This is a genomic window from Pseudomonas sp. SK3(2021) (genome assembly GCF_016772375.1).
Classification (GTDB): domain Bacteria; phylum Pseudomonadota; class Gammaproteobacteria; order Pseudomonadales; family Pseudomonadaceae; genus Aquipseudomonas; species Aquipseudomonas chlororaphis_I.
This window is the reverse complement of sequence record NZ_CP061943.1, coordinates 43,436-60,801: the sequence shown is the minus strand read 5'-3', so window position 1 is coordinate 60,801 and position 17,366 is coordinate 43,436. Positions and strand designations below refer to the sequence as shown.

Sequence of the window (17,366 nt, the reverse complement as noted above, 5' to 3'; positions counted from 1 at the left end):
ATGTTCACTCGTGTACCGCAACCGCTGATCTATGCCGAGGCGCTGCTGGCGCAGTTCGCCAGCCTGTCGCGGGCGGCCGACGGTGGCGCGCTGCTGGGCGACTTCGTGCGCGGCGTGGCCGGGCTCAGCGGTTGCGAGCTGAGCCAGCTGTACCTGCTGGATGCCACCCATACCCGGCTGGGCCTGAGCGCCGAATGCCTGGGCGGCATCCTGCAACCGCGGGAGGCGGCGAGCCTGCCGGCGGACTACAACGGTGAGCAGCTGCTGCAGTTCGCCCTGTGCCAGAACCGCGTGGTGAGCCTGGTGGGGCTGAGTGGCAGCCTGCACGAAACCAGTTTCCTGCCGCCCCGTGACACACCCTGGCAGTCGTTGTTGTGCGTGCCGCTGGTGAACACGCAAAAGGCCGTCGAGGGCCTGCTGCTGTGCGCCAGTCGCGAACATATCGACCTGCAGGGCTTCGCCGATTCCATGGGGCAGTTGGGCTCGTTCGTGCTCGGGCAATTGCACCTGCTGCAACGCCTGCGCCGTCCGGTGGGCGACACGGCGCCGGTGGCCAGTACCCCGGTCAGCGCCAGCGGCTACGGGCTGATCGGCAACAGCACGGCCATGCGCCAGACCTATCAGTTGATCAGCAAGGTGCTGCACAGCCCCTACACCGTGTTGTTGCGCGGCGAGACCGGCACCGGCAAGGAAGTGGTGGCGCGGGCCATCCACGACTACGGCCCGCGGCGCTCCCAGGCGTTCATCGTGCAGAACTGCGCGGCCTTCCCGGAGAACCTGCTGGAGAGCGAGCTGTTCGGCTACCGCAAGGGCGCCTTCACCGGCGCCGATCGCGACCGTCCGGGGCTGTTCGACGCGGCCAATGGCGGCACCCTGTTGCTGGACGAGATCGGTGACATGCCGCTGTCCCTGCAGGCCAAGCTGCTGCGCGTGTTGCAGGAGGGCGAGATCCGTCCGCTGGGTTCCAACGACACCCACAAGATCGACGTGCGCATCATCGCCGCGACCCACCGCGACCTGGCGGTGCTGGTCAGCGAAGGCAAGTTCCGCGAGGACCTGTACTACCGCCTGGCGCAGTTCCCGATCGAGTTGCCGGCCCTGCGCCAACGCGAAGGCGACATCCTCGACCTGGCCCGGCACTTCGCCGACAAGGCCTGTGCCTTCCTGCAGCGCGACCCGGTGAGCTGGTCGGAAACCGCCCTCAATCACCTGTCGGGCTACACCTTCCCGGGCAACGTGCGCGAGCTCAAGGGCCTGGTGGAACGGGCGGTGTTGCTGTGCGAAGGCGGCGAGCTGCTGGCCGAGCATTTCTCCCTGAGCAGCGAAGCACTGCCGGAAGAGCCCGGCCTGAACCTGCGCGAACGCCTGGAAAAGGTCGAGCGCCACCTGCTGCTCGATTGCCTGCGCAAGAACGACGGCAACCAGACCCTGGCGGCCCGCGAGCTGGGGCTGCCCAGGCGCACGCTGCTGTACCGCCTCGGGCGGTTGAACATCAATCTCGGCGACTTCGAGGGCTAGCGCGACATGACTTTCCCCAGCGCCTTTTTCGTTTCGCCAAGCGTCGCCCGCCAGGGTCGGCGCTTTGTGCATTGTCTACCCATGGAGACCCTCTGATGTCTGTTCGTCACTGGCAAGCCGCCCTGCTGGCTCTGATCGTTCTCAGCGGCCTCGGCGGCTGTAGCGGCAATTATAAATTCAACGACAACACCTATCGCCCATTGGGTGATCCGCAGGCGGTCAATCGCGGCAAGTGACCGCAAGGAGCATCATCATGGAACTGGTTTTCGAAATGCTGAACACCAAGCAGTTCGTGCCCACGGAGTTGAGCAGCAAAACCTTCAAGCAGGCCGGTGGGGTGATCGGGCGGGGCGAGGATTGCGACTGGATCATTCCGGACCGCAAGCGTCACCTGTCCAATCACCACGCGATCGTCAGCTACCGCGACGGAATGTTTTTCCTCACCGATACCAGCAGCAACGGTATCCAGGCCAGCGACAGCGGCGCGCGCCTGCGCAAGGGCGAGCCGCAGCGTATCGAGCACGGCAGCGTCTATGTGCTGGGGGACTTCGAGATCCGCGCGCGCCTGGTGCGCGATCCGGCGACCTTCGACACCGAGGTCGGTCGTCCGCAAGCCGCTGGCAGCATCATTCCCGATGACGCATTCCTCGACCTCGACCCGCTCAACGCGCTGGACCAGCAGGAGCGGGTGTATTCGGAAATCGACGAGCTGACCGCGCTCAACACGCCGCGCCAGGAACCACGGCAGCGCGCGGACTATGCGCGGATCGACATGGAAAGCCTGCTGGTGCCGGAACTGGTGGCGCAGCCCGAGGCGCCGGTCGCCGTCGAGCCGGCCCCGGTGGAGCGCCAGCGCGAAGGCTTCTGGGAGCATTTCGGCGCGGCGCTGGGGGTGGACCTCAAAGGCCTCGATCACGACGCCCGCGAAGCCCTGGCGATCAATGCCGCGCGCCTGCTCAAGCAAAGCATCGGCGGCCTGCAGCAGAGCCTGCGCACCCGCAGCGAGCTGAAAAACGAGCTGCGCCTGGCCCAGACCACCGCCCAGGGCGGCAGCAAGAACCCGCTCAAGTTCGCCGTGGACGCCAGCGAAGCGCTGGGCATCCTGCTGCAGGGCAACAAGCCCGGCCAGTTGCCGGCCGAGCAGGCGATCTCCCGCGCTTTCCGCGATCTGCAGGCGCACCAGGTGGCGCTGTTGACCGCCAGTCGCGCGGCCGTGCGCGGCACCCTCGAGCATTTCTCGCCGCAGCAACTGACCCTGCGTTTCGAGCGCGACAACAAGCCGTTGCTGGCTACCTCCGGCAGCCGCTGGAGAGCCTACAACCGCTATCACCAGGCCCTGCGCCAGGACGATGACTGGAGCGAGCGCCTGTTGGCCCGCGACTTCGCCCAGGCCTACGAAGAACAGATCCGCCTGATCTCCACCCTTCACACCGAACACCAAGGATGATGCGCATGTCTCGCTGCTCGACCCTGTTACTCAAGACGCTGGCTGCGCTGATCGCCCTGGCGTTGCTCGCCGGCTGCTCGTCGCTGTCGCCGTACTCGACCCTGACCAAGCTCAACCTCAAGCTGACCGCCAGCGACCAGCTCAACCCGGACCTCAACGGTCGCCCCTCACCGATCGTGGTGCGGCTGATCGAGCTCAAGCATCCGGTGGCCTTCGAGAACGCCGATTTCTTCAGCCTCTACGAGCGCGCCAAGGAGTCCCTGGCGCCGGACATGGTAGCCAGCGAAGAACTGGAACTGCGCCCGGGTGAAACCGTGGAGCTCAAGCTCAGCGTCGAAGAAGGCAGCCGCTACGTCGGTGTGCTGGCGGCCTACCGCGACCTGTCGGAAACCCAGTGGCGCTATGTGGTGCAGCTCACTCCGGTGGAGCTGACCGAAGCCGACCTGACCCTCGACCAGGCGGGTATCCGCACCAGCAACGTAGCCCTCGCCAAGGCGGACAAGTAATCATGAACGTGCATAAAGTCATTTGGCAGGAAGGCATGTTGCTGCGCCCGCAGCACTTCCAGCACAACGATCGCTACTACGACTACCAGATGAAAACCCGTACCCAGTTGCTGGGCAGTTATTCCTGGGGTTTCCTGAGCCTGGAGATCGACCTGCAGTTCCTCAACATGGGCAAGCTGGTGATCAGCCAGGCCTCCGGCATCCTGCCCGACGGCAGCCTGTTCGAACTGGGCGGCAACACCGAGCCGCTGGCCCTCGACGTGCCGCCGAACACCGGCAACACCCCGGTCTACCTGGCCTTGCCGCTGGTGACCGGCAACCACATCGAGGCGCGCCGTCCGGAGCAGTCCGACGTGCTGGCGCGCTACACCACCTACGAGGCGGAAGTGGCCGACTCCAACGCCGGCGACGATTCCAGCAGCCAGGTCAGCTGCGCCCGGCCAGACTTCCGCCTGCTGCTCGGCGAGCAACAGAGCGACCAGGCCTATGTGAAGCTCAAGCTCTGCGAAGTCCTCGACACCACGCCCGACGGGGTGATCAGCCTCGACCCGGACTTCGTGCCGACCTTCATCCACGCCCATGCCTCGAGCTACCTGCTGTCGTGCCTGAAAGAAGTGATCAGCATGCTCAGCCACCGCGGCGACACCATCGCCGACCGGATCCGTTCCAACGGCAAGGTCGGCGGTGCCGAAGTCGGCGATTTCATGATGCTGCAACTGATCAACCGCACCGAGCTGCTGCTGCGCCACTACCTGGGCCTGGAGCAGGTGCATCCGGAAGAGCTGTACCGCACGCTGTTGACCATGCTCGGCGATCTGGCGACCTTCGCCAGCGACAGCAAGCGGCCGCGCCTGGACAGCCGTTACCAGCACAGCGACCAGGGCGCGAGCTTTCGCAAGTTGATGGACGCGATCCGCCAGGTGCTGTCGATGGTGCTCGAACAGCACGCCATCGAGCTGGTGCTGCAGGCGCGCCAGTACGGGATCATCGTGTCGCCGTTGCACGACCACAAGCTGTTGGGCTCGGCTTCGTTCGTCCTGGCCGCCAGCGCCAACTGCGACTCCGAAGAACTGCGCCACCGCTTGCCGGCGCACCTCAAGGTCGGCCCGGTGGAACGCATTCGCCAACTGGTCAACCTGCACCTGCCGGGGATCAAGGTCAAACCCTTGCCGGTGGCCCCGCGGCAGATCGCGTTCCACTCCAACAAAACCTATTTCATCCTCGAACTCAGTTCCGAAGACCTGGCGCAACTGGAGCGTTCCGGCGGCTTTGCCTTCCACGTGTCCGGCGAATTCGCCGAGCTTGAACTGAAATTCTGGGCCATCAGGAACTGACCGACATGATCAAGGACATGGAACACAACCAGGACGACAAGACCGTCCTGCTCGATCGCCAGGGCCATGGCCCGGCGCAGAGTCCGCTGACCGATTTCGCCGCGCCGCCGCGCTTCGAGCAACTGGAAGAGCGGATGATCTACGCCGCGCGCCTGCGCCCGGCCGAGGCCTTCAACATCAGCCTGAACGCGCTGGTGGCGGCGGCCTCGGACCTGTTGTCGGAAGTGGTGCGCCTCAAGCACAGCGACACCCGCGAAGACCTGTACGCGCTCAACGAGCGCCTGACCTCGGCCCTGAAGCTGTTCGAGGTGCGCGCCCTGCACAACGGCGCCGAAAGCAGCCAGGTCATGGCCGCCCGCTACGTGCTGTGTACCGTGGTCGACGAGGCGGTGGTCACCACCCCGTGGGGCAATGAAAGCGAGTGGTCGCAGATGAGCCTGCTCAGCAGCTTCCACAACGAGACCTTTGGTGGCGAGAAGTTCTTCCAGCTGCTGGACCGGCTGTCGAAGAACCCAGTCAAGCACCTGCCGATGCTGGAGCTGATGTACCTGTGCCTGTCGCTGGGCTTCGAAGGCAAGTACCGGGTCATGGCCCGCGGCATGCTCGAACTCGAAGGCATCCGCGATGCGCTGTACCGGCAGATCCGCCAGCTGCGCGGCGATGTGCCGCGCGAGCTGTCGCCGCATTGGGAAGGCCTGCAGGACAAGCGCCGCAGCCTGGTGCGCATCGTGCCGTGGTGGATGGTTGCGTTGTTCACGGTGGTCTGCCTGGTGGTGATGTATTCGGGGTTCGCCTGGGTACTGGGCGAGCAGCGCGAGACCGTTCTGCAACCTTATCAGCAGCTTGACCCGGCCGTGGTCCAGCCCCAGCCGTAATACAGGGACGTGTGATGAAAAACTTCTTCAAGAAAGTCGGCGCCTTCCTGCGCAAGACGTGGGTCTGGACGCTGTTGCTGGTGCTGTTCGTGGCGCTGCTGGTGTGGTTCGTCGGGCCGCTGCTGGCGGTCAACGACTACAAGTTCTGGGAAAGCGCGACCTCGCGCCTGCTGACCATCAGCGTGCTGTTCCTGATCTGGGGCCTGACCATGGTCTTCGTCAGCTGGCGCGCCGGGATCCGCAAGAAAGAAATGGAAGACAGCGAAGACGGCCAGGAACGCCTGCGCCGCGAAGAGCTGATCGACGAGGAACAGAAAGAGCTGCGCAGCCGCTTCAAGGAAGCCATGCGTACCCTCAAGACCTCCAGCCTGTACCGCGGGCGCAGCGAGCGCTGGCGCAACGACCTGCCCTGGTACCTGCTGATCGGCCCGCAGAGCAGCGGCAAGACCAGCCTGCTGGACTTCTCGGGCCTTGAGTTCCCGATCAACAAGATCGACCGCAAGCTGACCCGCGACACCATCGGCACCCGGCATTGCGACTGGTACTTCGCCGACCACGGCGTGCTGATCGACACCGCCGGCCGCTACCTGACCCAGCCCGACGCAGAAGTCGACGGCAGCGCCTGGAGCACCTTGCTCAACCTGCTGCGCAAGCGCCGTCGCGGGCGTCCGCTCAACGGCGTGCTGGTGACCATCCCGGTGGAACTGCTGCTGAGCGGCAACGAGCCGGATCTCGACACCCTGGCGCGCCAGGTCCGCGCGCGCCTGCAGGACGTGCACCAGAAGCTGCACGTCGATGTGCCGGTGTACCTGGTGCTGAGCAAGGCCGACCAGTTGCTGGGCTTCGACGAGTTCTTCGACCAACTGAGCCGCGAGGAAAGCGACCAGGTGCTCGGCACCAGCTTCCGCAAGGAACAGAACGGCACCGACGTTGCCGTGCTGCGCCAGGAGTTCGAAGAGCTGCTGCGGCGCCTGAACAGCCAGGTGATCATGCGCATGCACCAGGAGCGCGACACCCAGCGCCGTGGCCGCATCCTCGACTTCCCGCACCAGCTGGGCCAGATCGGCGAGCGCCTGTGCCTGTTCGTCGACATGGCCTTCACCGGCAACCGCTACCAGCGGGCCAGCCAGCTGCGCGGTTTCTACCTGACCAGCGCGCCGCACCTGACGCAAAAGCTCGACCCCGACACTGCCAGCATCGGCGCCAGCCTGGGCATGGCGGCCGGCGTGCTGCCGACCCTGCGCAGCGGTCGTTCGCGCTTCATTCACCACCTGCTGAGCCGGGTGATCTTCCCCGAGGCCGACCTGGCTGGCCTGGACAAGCGCGAGCGCAACCGCATCCATTGGGGCCAGCGTGCGCTCTACGTCGGCGCGCTGGTGGCCCTGGCCTTGTTCGGCCTGCTCTGGGCCGGCGGTTTTTCCGCCAACTACGAGCGCCTGGAAAACCTGCGCTCCCTGGCGCAGAACTGGAACCAGCAGCGCACCGCACTGACCGCCCGCGACGACGCGATGGCGGCGCTCAAGACCCTCGACACCAGCTTCGAAGCCACCAAGGTGTTCCCGGCCAAGGGCGACGTCTCGCTGCACGAGCGGGTCGGCCTGTACCAGGGCGAGGAAAGCAACCCGGTGGTGCTCAGCGCCTACGAGCGTGAGCTGCAAGCGCAGCTGCTGCCACGGGTAGCGCAGATGCTCGAAGGGCAGATCCGCAGCAACCTGCGCGACCGCGACCGCCTGCTCAACAGCTTGCGGGCGTACCTGATGCTGAACATGCAGGATCGTCGCGATCCGTCCTGGCTCAAGGACTGGGTGGCCACCGACTGGTCGACGCGCTACGCCGGCAACACCGCGGTGCAGAACGGCCTGAACGCGCACTTCGAGCGCCTGCTCAAGCTGCCGTTCAGCTACCCGCTCAACGACACGCTGGTGGCCCAGGCGCGCCAGGTGCTGCGCAGCGAATCGTTGGCCAATGTGGTCTATCGCGTGCTGCGCGAACAAGCGCGGAGCCTGCCGGAGTACCGCCTGAGCCAGCATCTGGGGCCACAAGGCAGCCTGTTCGTCGGCACCGACTACGCGATCCCGGGTTTCTACACCCAGCAGGGTTACCAGCAGTATTTCTCGGTCCAGGGCACGGCGCTGGTCACCGATATCCTGCGTGACAACTGGGTGCTGGGCGAAGGCAGCGGCATCAGCGGCATGGACCTGCGCCGCCTGATGGTGGAGCTGGAGCAGCTGTACTTCCGCGACTACGCCAACTTCTGGAGCGAAGCGGTCGGCCAGGTCGGCCTGCAGCCGTTCAACGATGCTGGCGAAGGCGCCGATCAGGTCGCCGGCCTGACCTCGGCCAACTCGCCAGTGTTGCAACTGTTGGTGGAGGTGCGTGAGAACACCCGCTTCCAGGCCATCGCCGAAAGCGCCGAAGACGTGACCGCCGCGGCGGACAAGGCCGCCGAGAAGGGCGGGGCGCTGGGCAAGGTCGCGGCGGCCGCCGCGGGCAAGGCCCAGGAAGCCCTGGCCAAGAACCTGCCGGACACCGCGAAGAAGTCGCTGCAACGGCGCTTCGAACCGCTGCACCGTCTGCTGGACGACAACAACGGCCCGGCGGCGGACCTGACGCCGGCGCTGCAAGCGCTGAACGACCTGCAACTGCAACTGGCCGGCCTGGCCCGTGCCAGCGCGCCCGAGCAGGCGGCGTTCGAGATGGCCAAGACCCGCATGAGCGGCCAGCGCGATGCCCTGAGCAACCTGCGCAACGCCTCGGTACGCCTGCCGCGTCCGGTGAGCGTGTGGTTCAACGTGCTGGCCGAAGACACCTGGCGCCTGGTGCTCAACGACTCCTACCAGTACCTCAACCAGCGCTATCAGAGCGAGCTGTACAGCTTCTACGGCAAGGCCATCAGCAAGCGTTATCCGTTCAGCGCCCACAGCACCAGCGATGTCGCCATCAGCGACTTCCGCGAGTTCTTCAAGGCCCAGGGCATTGCCGATCGCTTCTTCGAAACCTACATGCGGCCTTTCGTCAGCGGCGATCCGGGCAACTACCGCCTGCGCAGCATCGATGGCCACAGCCTGCCGATGTCCAAGGTCTACCTCGACCAGATGGCCGCGGCCCAGGTGATCCGCCAGAGCTTCTTCTCGGAGAACCCGGCGGAGCCGCAGGTGCAGTTCAAGCTGGAGCCCTACACCCTGGACCCGGCGGTGAGCCGTTCCGAGTTCCGCTTCGGCGACAAGACCATGGAATACCGTCACGGGCCGATCGTGCCGGTGTCCTTCAAGTGGCCGACCGATGCCGAAGACGGTCGCACCAGCCTGGTGCTGGACAAGATGGCCGGGCGCCCGGTGGGCATCGAAAAGAACACCGGCCCCTGGTCGCTGTTCCGCCTGTTCGACCTGATGCAGACCGAGTACCTGACCGGCCGTGACGTGCTGGTGCTCAAGGCCGACCTGGGCGGCCTGCGCGCCAACTACCTGCTGATGAGCCAGCGCACGCCGAACCCGTTCGACATGGGCGTGCTGCGCACCTTCCGCATGCCGGTGCAGCTCTGATGCTGGTTGCCAGTACCTGGCGCAGCGCTGCGCGCACCGACCCGGGCAAGGTTCGGGCGCGCAACGAAGATGCCTTCCTCGACTGTCCGGAGCAGGGGCTCTGGGTGGTCGCGGACGGCATGGGCGGGCATCAGGGTGGCGACATCGCCAGCCAGTTGATCGTCGCCAGCCTGGCCGAGTTGCCGGCGCAGGACAGTTTCGACGAGCGGCTCAAGGGTCTGCGCCAGTGCCTGCACTGGCTCAACCGGCGCCTGGGCCAGGAGTTGACCGTCACCGCCGGGCGCCACGACAGCATCATGGGCAGCACCGTGGTCGCGCTGTTGCTGGAAGGCGACCGCGCGGCATGCATCTGGGCCGGCGACAGCCGTTGTTACCTGTGGCGCGGCCAGCGTCTGTACCAGCTGTCCAAGGACCATTCGCTGCAGCAGCAACTGATCGACGAGCAGCAGATGAGCGTCGAGCAGGCGCGGGCCCATCCGGCCGCCAATGCCCTGACCCGGGCGGTGGGCGCCAGCGAGCAGCTGACCCTGGATGTGCTGGAGTTGCAGGTCTACCCCGGCGATGCCTTCCTGCTGTGCAGCGACGGCCTGTACCAGGGGCTGACCAGCGACGCGCTGGGCAACGCCTTGAGCCTGGCTTCGCCGCAGGTGGCGCTGGAGCGTCTGTTCGACGGCGCCTTGCGCGGCTCGGCGCGGGACAACCTGACAGCCGTGGTGATCCGCCAATGAGTGATCTCAAATCCGGTCTGGACAACATCCTGATGAGCGAGGAAGAGGCCAGCAACCTGACCTATTTCGCCTTCGCCAAGGCCAATGAGGCGCCGCGTCCCGTGGCGCCCAAGGCCAAGGGCAAGGGGCGCAACCGCTTCAGGAACCGCTCCCGTTCCAAGGCCAAGGCCGTGGCGCCGGTGGGCGGGCTGCCGGATGTGCTGGCCGGACGTTACCGCCTCGAGCGCCTGCTCGGGGCCGGAGGCATGGGCGCGGTCTACCGCGCGCGGGACCTGCTGCATGAGCAGTTCGGCGATCCCGACCCTTACATAGCGCTCAAAGTCATGAGCGAAGAATTCTCCGAGACGCCGGATGCCAGCGCCTTGCTCTACAGCGAGTTCGCCCTGACCCGACGCCTGCGCCACCCGAACGTCGTGCGCCTGCACAGCTTCGAGGTGGACACCCAGTGCCAGCGCGCCTTCATCACCATGGAGCTGATGCGCGGCCTGACCCTGGACAAACTGCTCTGCGAACGGCCGTTGGGCCTGCCGTGGAAAGAGCTGCGCGATGTGGTGCGGCCACTGCTCGATGCCCTGGCGTACAGCCATGCTCGCGGTGTGCTGCACGGCGACCTGAAGCCGAGCAACGTGATGCTCTGCGAAGACGGCGTGCGGCTGTTCGACTTCGGCCTGAGCCAGGCCGAGGAGGGCGTGCTGCCCGGCCTGCCGCAGCTCAGCCGCAGCCGCTTCAACGCCTGGACGCCCGGCTATGCCGCCCCCGAGTTGCTGGAGGGCGGCGCCTTGTCGGCCAGCGCCGATCTGTACGCGGTGGCCTGTGTGATCTATGAACTGGCCTGCGGCAAGCACCCGTATCGCCGGTTGCCGTCGACCCAGGCCCGCGACGAACGCCTGGACCGCACGCTGCAGGCGCCCAGGAACCTTCCCAGACACTGTTGGCCAGCCCTGCGCGCGGCGCTGGCCTTCGACGTGGCGCAACGCACCATTACCGCCCAAGCATTGCGCGACGCCATGCGCGCGGACTCGTCCTGGCTGCAACGCTGGTTCCATCGGCGTAACGGATGACCACCGAACAGGGAGCAAGCTATGTTCAATCCTTCCAATGAAACCCACTTCAGCCTGACCGTCCATGACTTCCAGGGTGACTTGCAGGTGCTGTCTTTCGAGGGGATCGAAGGCATCAGCCAGCCGTTCCGTTTCGACCTGGAACTGGTCAGCGAGAACCCCGACCTGGACCTGGAGACGCTGCTGCACAAGCAGGCTTTTCTAGCGTTTGATCCGCAAGGCAGTGGCATCCACGGCCAGATCTACCGCGTGGCCCAGGGCGATGCCGGCAAGCGCCTGACCCGCTACAAGGTGTCGCTGGTGCCGCAGTTGCAGTACCTCGCGCACCGCAGTAACCAGCGCATCTACCAGCAGCTGTCGGCACCGAAGATCATCGCCCTGATCCTCGAAGAGCACGGCATCCAGGGCAACGCCTACCAGTTCCAGCTCGGCACACCGTGCCCGGACCGCGACTACTGCGTGCAGTACGACGAAACCGACCTGCATTTCATCCAGCGCCTGTGCGAGGAGGAAGGCCTGCATTACCACTTCCAGCACAGCCCGCAAGGCCACCTGCTGGTATTCGGCGACGACCAGACCGTGTTCCCCAAGCTCGGCCAGCCCACCGCCTATATCCAGGGCAGCGGCATGGTCGCCGACGAGCCGGTGATCAAGGGCTTCAACCTGCGCCTGGAGACCCGCACCCGCCGCACTACCCGTCGCGACTACGACTTCGAGAAGCCGCGCCTGCAACTGGAGGCCGCCTACAAACCCGAGGCTGAAAGCGAAGAACCGGACCTGGAGGACTACGACTACCCGGGCCGTTTCACCGACCGTGCGCGCGGCAAGTTCCTCAGCCAGCGCGCCCTCGAACGCCACCGCGCCGACTACCAGCAGGCCGAGGGCTGGGGTGACCAGACACGGCTGGTCAGTGGGCATTTCCTGGAGCTGTCCGAGCACCCGCGCAGCGAGTGGAACGACCTCTGGCTGCTGACCCAGATCGTCCACGAAGGCAAGCAGCCGCAGGTGCTGGAAGAGTCGGTGACCAGCGACACCACCGACCACAAGGACGACTTCCACCAGGGCTACCGCAACCGCTTCCTCGCCACGCCCTGGCAGGTGTTCTACCGCCCGGCCCTGAACCACCCGAAACCGCGCGTTCTCGGCAGCCAGACCGCGGTGGTCACCGGGCCCAAGGGCGAAGAAATCCACTGCGACCAGTACGGCCGGGTGAAGGTGCAATTCCACTGGGACCGCGAAGGCAAAGCCGACGACAAGACCAGCTGCTGGCTGCGGGTGTCCTCCAGCTGGGCCGGCGACCGCTACGGCGCCATCGTCATCCCGCGCATCGGCATGGAAGTGCTGGTGACCTTCCTTGAAGGCGACCCCGACCAGCCGCTGATCACCGGCTGCCTGTACCACAAGGAACACCCGGTGCCTTACGCCTTGCCGGCGAACAAGACCCGCACAGTGTTCAAGTCCATGAGCTCGCCGGGCGGCGCCGGCTACAACGAACTGCGCATCGAAGACAAAAAGGGCGCCGAACAGATCTTCATCCACGCCCAGCGCGACTGGGACGAAAACATCGAGCACGACCAGAAAATCCGCATCGGCCACGAACGCCACGACACCGTGGAAAAGAACACCTACACCGAACTCAAGGCCGAAGAACACCGCATCACCCACGCCGACCGCAAGACCGAAACCAAGGTGGATGACCACCTGACCGTGGGCGAAAACCAGCACATCAAACTCGGCACCGCGCAACTGACCAAAGCCGGCCAGGAAATCCACCTCAAGGCCGGGGCCAAGATGGTGATCGAGGCCGGCAGCGAACTGACGATCAAGGCCGGGGGCAGCTTTATCAAACTCGATGCCGGCGGCGTCACGGTGGTGGGGCCGGTGGTGAAGATCAATGCCGGGGGCTCGCCGGGGAATGGCACCGGGATCGGGATCAAGCCGCCGGGGTTGCCGGGGGCGGCGGATAAGGATAAGGCGGGGAGTTTGATGGATGAGGCGTTGGCCAACCCGGCGAAAGAAACAGTACCGGGTCAGTTGTGCATCCGTATTTCCCCGTTGCCCAACATGCCTGGGTATCCGGATGAGCCCTATCGGCTTTACGCCGATGGCGCACTTATCGACAAAGGCTTCAGCGATGAGAAGGGTAATGTGCTTTTCCAGCATATTCCCGGTACCCGCAACTACTCGGTGGAAACGGTGAACGGACACCGCTTCAACCTGGACATGAGCGAAGCCTCGACCGAACAGACGCGCCAGCGCAGTGAGCGTCTGGGGCGTGAGGGATATCGCGACTTCCCGGGCGCGGCTGCCTCTCTGGAGGCGTTGAGCAGCAGTGAGGCGTTCCGCCAATTGTGGGCGGATCAAAGCGAGCAGAAAGAGTAAAGGAAGCACTCCATGACATACCTCGATCAGAAACTGTCGATCTCGCTTGAAGAAAGCGCCGCAACCCTGACCTCGGATTGGTTCGCCCACAAGAACAATCCACTCAGCCCACCGCGTCCGGCAGGCAACGTGGTGACGCCGCTGGTGTGTGGCGAGGAGGCCTTCGGCAAGGTCTATGAATGTATCCAGAAAGCCACGAAAAGCATCGATCTCATCAGCTGGGGTTTCGATCCGGGGCTACGCCTCAACCGAGCCTCAGCCGACAGCCTCAGCCTGGGTGAATTGCTCAAGCAGAAGGCTGACCAGGGCGTCGAGGTGCGGATACTGATCTGGAACAACCGGTTGGCCCAGCTCGGGGAAAACTCGGTTATCGGTGAGGGCTGGAGCGGCGAGGGTGGGACCTCCGCAGGCTCTGGTCTGACCGCGGGGAAGCCGGCTGACACCGGCGCCCGGGAGGGCAAACGGCAAAAGCTCCTGCGAGCGCAGCAGGAGGAGCAGGCGCGCCTGGAGAAGCTCTCGGCAAACGACGAGTCCGGTCGGCGCGCCTCGCGTAATCGTCTGATCGACATTCAGCAAAGCCTGGATGCCCTGGACAGCGGCTACACCAAGGGCAGCGATTCGGGGGGAACGGTCCAGGACCCGGACGAACAGGTCAAGACCCGCGACTGGCATCGCTGGGTACACAGCCGCGAAGCCCGTAACATCGAGTTCCGTACGCGGGATTTCGAGTTCATAGGACAGTTGACCTATGACGATCAGAATGGTCTGCGGATGCATTGGGGACGCCTTGCCATCCTGTGGCGACTGCTCAAGGACGAGTCTCACGATGTGCCTTTCATGCAGATGCTGGCCCTGAGCCTGTTTCCCAGTCATCACCAGAAAACCCTGGTGGTCGACTACATGGACCCGCAAAAGGCGGAAGGCTTCGTGATGGGCCATAACCTGCAGCGCAACTACTGGGACACCACCGCCCATGCCTACGATGATAAAACCGGCAAGCGCGACTTGGGCTTCGGTCCCTGGCAAGACCTCTCACTGCATGTACTCGGCCCGGTGCTGTTCGACCTCAATCACAACTTCTGCAATGCCTGGGACAAGAGCAGCAGTTGGATACGTCGGGTCTTCAAGGGCACCCTGAATCACGAGCGGTCGTCGGTCAAACCACTGAGCCTGATCCGTGACGGTGGAGAGCCCGCGCAGATTTGCCGGACTCAACCGGAAGAAGGCCCGGAAAAAACCATCCTCGAGGTATATGAGAAAGCCCTGGGCAATGTGCATCAGTACGCCTATATCGAGAACCAGTACTTCCGCTACAAGCCGCTGGCCGAACGCCTGAAGAAAATTGCCGCCGACTACGTCGCCGCCGGCAAACAACAGGACCTGCACCTGTTCGTGGTCACCAATAACCCGGAGAGTGGGCACTTCTCCAGTTCCACCTACGAGATGCTCGACACCCTTGGCCAGGGCGAACTGATGCCCCTGGCCCACCGCGACCTGCTCTACGATCAACGCCAGCTTGCCTATCGCCAGCGCGAACTGAAGGCCCGCGACGAATCGCCGGCACGCGATCAGGAACTGGCCAAGGTACAGACGCAAATGCATGAGCAGGGTATCGATCCGAGTCGCGCGGACGAACTCCTGGCCATGGACCCCAATAAACACTACAACCAGGCCGCGGCTCGCGAACTGGAGCCGGAGATGCTGCCGCCCAAGGGGTTGAAAATCATTGTCGCGACCCTGGTCAGTTGCAAGGACGGCGGCGAAACCGCTACTGCCAAGACACGCGAGCAACGCCAGACCGAACGCGATATCACCGAACACCTCGGCCCGGAACAGGGCATGGCGCAGTACAAGTCCATCTATGTGCACAGCAAGCTGCTGCTGGTGGACGACCTGTTCTTCACCCTGGGCTCCGCCAACATCAACGAACGCAGCCTGAAATCCGACTCCGAACTGAATATCGCCATGCCAAGCCCGCAAACCACTCGGACCTGGCGGGAGCGGTTGTGGGGGATGCATTCGGGGAAAGCAATCAATACGAGTAAAAGCAGCTTAAGTGAGAACGTTGCATTTGATTATGAAAATTGGGAACAAGTGGTAGCTGATAACTGGAGAAATCAGAAGAAAAACTTACCGCTTGATGGAAATTTGGTCAGATTTTGGGATGTGGTGACACCTTATGCAAAAGCCCTTGATTAAATATTTATCTTTTTTGTTCTTTTGTCTTTTTGGAGCAGCGGCTATGGCTGATGAATTCAAGTGTGTTCATGAAATTAATACGGCTCCCCCTCTTGATCAGCAGGCCGATCAATGGTTCAAGCAGGCAAGGGGTATGAGTAAAGAGAGACTTCCTGATTGGGTAAAAATTGCTGGTCTCTATCAGCAAGCAGTAGATAAAGATCATTGGAAAGCAATGCATAACTTAGCAGAGCTATACCTCCGCGGTGATGGCGTAGCCAAAAATACAAACAAGGCAATCGACCTATATTTGCATATGGTCAACCTACAGGTTCCGCTAGGTTATTATGATATGAGCGTGATGACTCAGAGAGGTGTTGGGGTAGTTCAGTCAAACAGAGAGGCCATGAACTTTTTGCTCAAGGCGAGTGACTTGGGTAGCCCGTTAGCGCAGACTAGATTGGGTAATATATATATATATGAATTAAACAAAGATAAACTCGGCGAGTCCTATCTGCGTTGCGCGGCGCATCAGAATGACGCTGAGGCGAATTACGAGCTTGCTGCGTACTATAAAGTAGTAGATAAAAACTACCCTGTTGCGATGCACTATTATCAAAAAGCTGCGGCTCTAGGTTTGAAAAAAGGTTCTTTATTGATTGAAAATACTTTCAGGGATGGTGACTTTGGTTATGCGAAGAATGAAAAAATAGCAAGTGCTTACAGTGATATCTCTAGTCGGCTATATAAAGATCCTGATCTCCGACTTCCTAATTTGGCCAAAGACTACCCACTTCCACCGCATCCTATTCAAGGCTATCACGCCGACAAAGACATCAACTGGAAGCCGACCGGACGTGATGACGACTATTAAAGCACTGCTGGCTGTTGTGCTATTGGGCAGCAGTGGTTTTTCCATGGCATACGATTTCAAGTGTGTTCATGAAAAAGACACTGCTCCAGCTCTGGACCAGCAAGCAGACCAATGGTTTAAACAAGCTCGGGTGCTTAGCAAAAAACGACCGGCTGACTGGAGTAAAGTGGCCAGCCTGTACCAGCAGGCTGTAGAGAAGAACCATTGGAAAGCGATGCACAACCTTGCAGAGCTATATTTACGCGGTGACGGGGTAGTCAAGGATACGAATAGGGCTATTGATCTTTATATGCGAATGGTCGAACTTGAGGCTCCGTTGGGCTACTACGATATGAGTGTGATGGTACAGCGGGGTATAGGGGTTACTCAGTCCGATAAGAATGCAATGCAGTATTTAATCAAGGCAGCAGATTTAGGTAGTCCTCAAGCTTTAACTCACATTGGATATTTGTATGTATACGAAAAAAACAATGATCAGCTAGGCTTGAAGTTTCTTAAATGTGCTGAAAAACAAAATCATGCAGATGCTGCCTACAAGCTGGCATCTTACAATAGTAATATTGATAAGAATTATCCGGTTGCAATGTATTATTATCAGCGAGCTACTGCGTTGGGCATGCGGAAGGCAGCATTGGTAATTGAAAGCACTTTTGCGGATGGCGACTTTGGTTATAAAAAAGATGCCAAAATAGCACTTTTGTACAGTAATATTTCCAGTCAGCTGTACAAAAAACCCGAACTTCGCTTTCCTGATCTAGCCAAAGAGCACCCACTTCCTGCACACCCAATTCAGGGTTATCACGCCGACAAAGACATCAACTGGAAACCAACCGGACGTGATGACGATTATTAAGGGAAACCTCACAACGAGAAATATCCCGAAAAAATAGCTTCAACAAGCCTATGCAAAGTATCAAAACG

13 protein-coding genes are annotated in these 17,366 nt (G+C 62.3%); all 13 read left to right on the top strand.

Features of this window, described 5'->3' with window-relative positions:
* A complete protein-coding gene (locus IF690_RS00285; protein WP_202698393.1) occupies nucleotides 1–1,518 on the top strand; it encodes a sigma-54 interaction domain-containing protein in 1,518 nt (505 codons plus the stop codon).
* Between the two features lie 95 nt (nucleotides 1,519–1,613).
* Nucleotides 1,614–1,754, top strand: a complete 141-nt coding sequence (locus tag IF690_RS00280) for a hypothetical protein (protein WP_007930271.1) — start codon at nucleotides 1,614–1,616, stop codon at nucleotides 1,752–1,754.
* A gap of 17 nt (nucleotides 1,755–1,771) precedes the next feature.
* Nucleotides 1,772–2,965, top strand: a complete 1,194-nt coding sequence (gene tagH / locus IF690_RS00275) for a type VI secretion system-associated FHA domain protein TagH (RefSeq protein WP_202698392.1) — start codon at nucleotides 1,772–1,774, stop codon at nucleotides 2,963–2,965.
* A gap of 5 nt (nucleotides 2,966–2,970) precedes the next feature.
* On the top strand, nucleotides 2,971–3,471 hold the full coding sequence (gene tssJ, locus IF690_RS00270; protein WP_202698391.1) for a type VI secretion system lipoprotein TssJ: 501 nt from the start codon (nucleotides 2,971–2,973) through the stop codon (nucleotides 3,469–3,471).
* Nucleotides 3,472–3,473: 2 nt separating this feature from the next.
* Complete coding sequence (tssK, locus tag IF690_RS00265; RefSeq protein ID WP_009051584.1) at nucleotides 3,474–4,805, top strand: type VI secretion system baseplate subunit TssK; 1,332 nt, start codon at nucleotides 3,474–3,476, stop codon at nucleotides 4,803–4,805.
* A gap of 5 nt (nucleotides 4,806–4,810) precedes the next feature.
* Nucleotides 4,811–5,680, top strand: a complete 870-nt coding sequence (gene icmH, locus IF690_RS00260) for a type IVB secretion system protein IcmH/DotU (protein ID WP_202698390.1) — start codon at nucleotides 4,811–4,813, stop codon at nucleotides 5,678–5,680.
* A gap of 14 nt (nucleotides 5,681–5,694) precedes the next feature.
* Nucleotides 5,695–9,222: a type VI secretion system membrane subunit TssM gene (gene tssM, locus IF690_RS00255; RefSeq protein WP_202698389.1), complete on the top strand. Its 3,528-nt coding sequence runs from the start codon at nucleotides 5,695–5,697 to the stop codon at nucleotides 9,220–9,222.
* Nucleotides 9,222–9,950, top strand: coding sequence for a PP2C family protein-serine/threonine phosphatase (locus IF690_RS00250; protein ID WP_023967807.1), 729 nt, complete (start codon nucleotides 9,222–9,224; stop codon nucleotides 9,948–9,950). Before tssM ends, IF690_RS00250 begins: the two co-directional genes overlap by 1 nt.
* Nucleotides 9,947–11,011, top strand: coding sequence for a serine/threonine-protein kinase (locus IF690_RS00245; protein ID WP_202698388.1), 1,065 nt, complete (start codon nucleotides 9,947–9,949; stop codon nucleotides 11,009–11,011). The genes IF690_RS00250 and IF690_RS00245 overlap by 4 nt, the downstream gene beginning before the upstream one ends.
* A 21-nt stretch (nucleotides 11,012–11,032) precedes the next feature.
* The gene (locus tag IF690_RS00240; protein ID WP_202698387.1) at nucleotides 11,033–13,393 is read left to right on the top strand and encodes a type VI secretion system Vgr family protein; all 2,361 of its coding nucleotides are present in this window, start codon (nucleotides 11,033–11,035) and stop codon (nucleotides 13,391–13,393) included.
* A 12-nt stretch (nucleotides 13,394–13,405) separates the two neighbouring features.
* On the top strand, nucleotides 13,406–15,592 hold the full coding sequence (locus IF690_RS28950) for a phospholipase D-like domain-containing protein (protein WP_252189524.1): 2,187 nt from the start codon (nucleotides 13,406–13,408) through the stop codon (nucleotides 15,590–15,592).
* Nucleotides 15,573–16,445: a tetratricopeptide repeat protein gene (locus IF690_RS00230; RefSeq protein ID WP_252189523.1), complete on the top strand. Its 873-nt coding sequence runs from the start codon at nucleotides 15,573–15,575 to the stop codon at nucleotides 16,443–16,445. The genes IF690_RS28950 and IF690_RS00230 overlap by 20 nt, the downstream gene beginning before the upstream one ends.
* Nucleotides 16,432–17,298, top strand: coding sequence for a tetratricopeptide repeat protein (locus IF690_RS00225; RefSeq protein ID WP_202701235.1), 867 nt, complete (start codon nucleotides 16,432–16,434; stop codon nucleotides 17,296–17,298). Before IF690_RS00230 ends, IF690_RS00225 begins: the two co-directional genes overlap by 14 nt.
* The last annotated feature ends 68 nt before the right edge of the window (nucleotides 17,299–17,366 follow it).

What these genes read in the sequence shown, in the direction of transcription:
- IF690_RS00285 (WP_202698393.1), top strand. Translation starts at nt 1, where the DNA reads ATGTTCACTCGTGTACCGCAACCGCTGATCTATGCCGAGGCGCTGCTG.
- IF690_RS00280 (WP_007930271.1), top strand. Translation starts at nt 1,614, where the DNA reads ATGTCTGTTCGTCACTGGCAAGCCGCCCTGCTGGCTCTGATCGTTCTC.
- tagH (WP_202698392.1), top strand. Translation starts at nt 1,772, where the DNA reads ATGGAACTGGTTTTCGAAATGCTGAACACCAAGCAGTTCGTGCCCACG.
- tssJ (WP_202698391.1), top strand. Translation starts at nt 2,971, where the DNA reads ATGTCTCGCTGCTCGACCCTGTTACTCAAGACGCTGGCTGCGCTGATC.
- tssK (WP_009051584.1), top strand. Translation starts at nt 3,474, where the DNA reads ATGAACGTGCATAAAGTCATTTGGCAGGAAGGCATGTTGCTGCGCCCG.
- icmH (WP_202698390.1), top strand. Translation starts at nt 4,811, where the DNA reads ATGATCAAGGACATGGAACACAACCAGGACGACAAGACCGTCCTGCTC.
- tssM (WP_202698389.1), top strand. Translation starts at nt 5,695, where the DNA reads ATGAAAAACTTCTTCAAGAAAGTCGGCGCCTTCCTGCGCAAGACGTGG.
- IF690_RS00250 (WP_023967807.1), top strand. Translation starts at nt 9,222, where the DNA reads ATGCTGGTTGCCAGTACCTGGCGCAGCGCTGCGCGCACCGACCCGGGC.
- IF690_RS00245 (WP_202698388.1), top strand. Translation starts at nt 9,947, where the DNA reads ATGAGTGATCTCAAATCCGGTCTGGACAACATCCTGATGAGCGAGGAA.
- IF690_RS00240 (WP_202698387.1), top strand. Translation starts at nt 11,033, where the DNA reads ATGTTCAATCCTTCCAATGAAACCCACTTCAGCCTGACCGTCCATGAC.
- IF690_RS28950 (WP_252189524.1), top strand. Translation starts at nt 13,406, where the DNA reads ATGACATACCTCGATCAGAAACTGTCGATCTCGCTTGAAGAAAGCGCC.
- IF690_RS00230 (WP_252189523.1), top strand. Translation starts at nt 15,573, where the DNA reads ATGCAAAAGCCCTTGATTAAATATTTATCTTTTTTGTTCTTTTGTCTT.
- IF690_RS00225 (WP_202701235.1), top strand. Translation starts at nt 16,432, where the DNA reads ATGACGACTATTAAAGCACTGCTGGCTGTTGTGCTATTGGGCAGCAGT.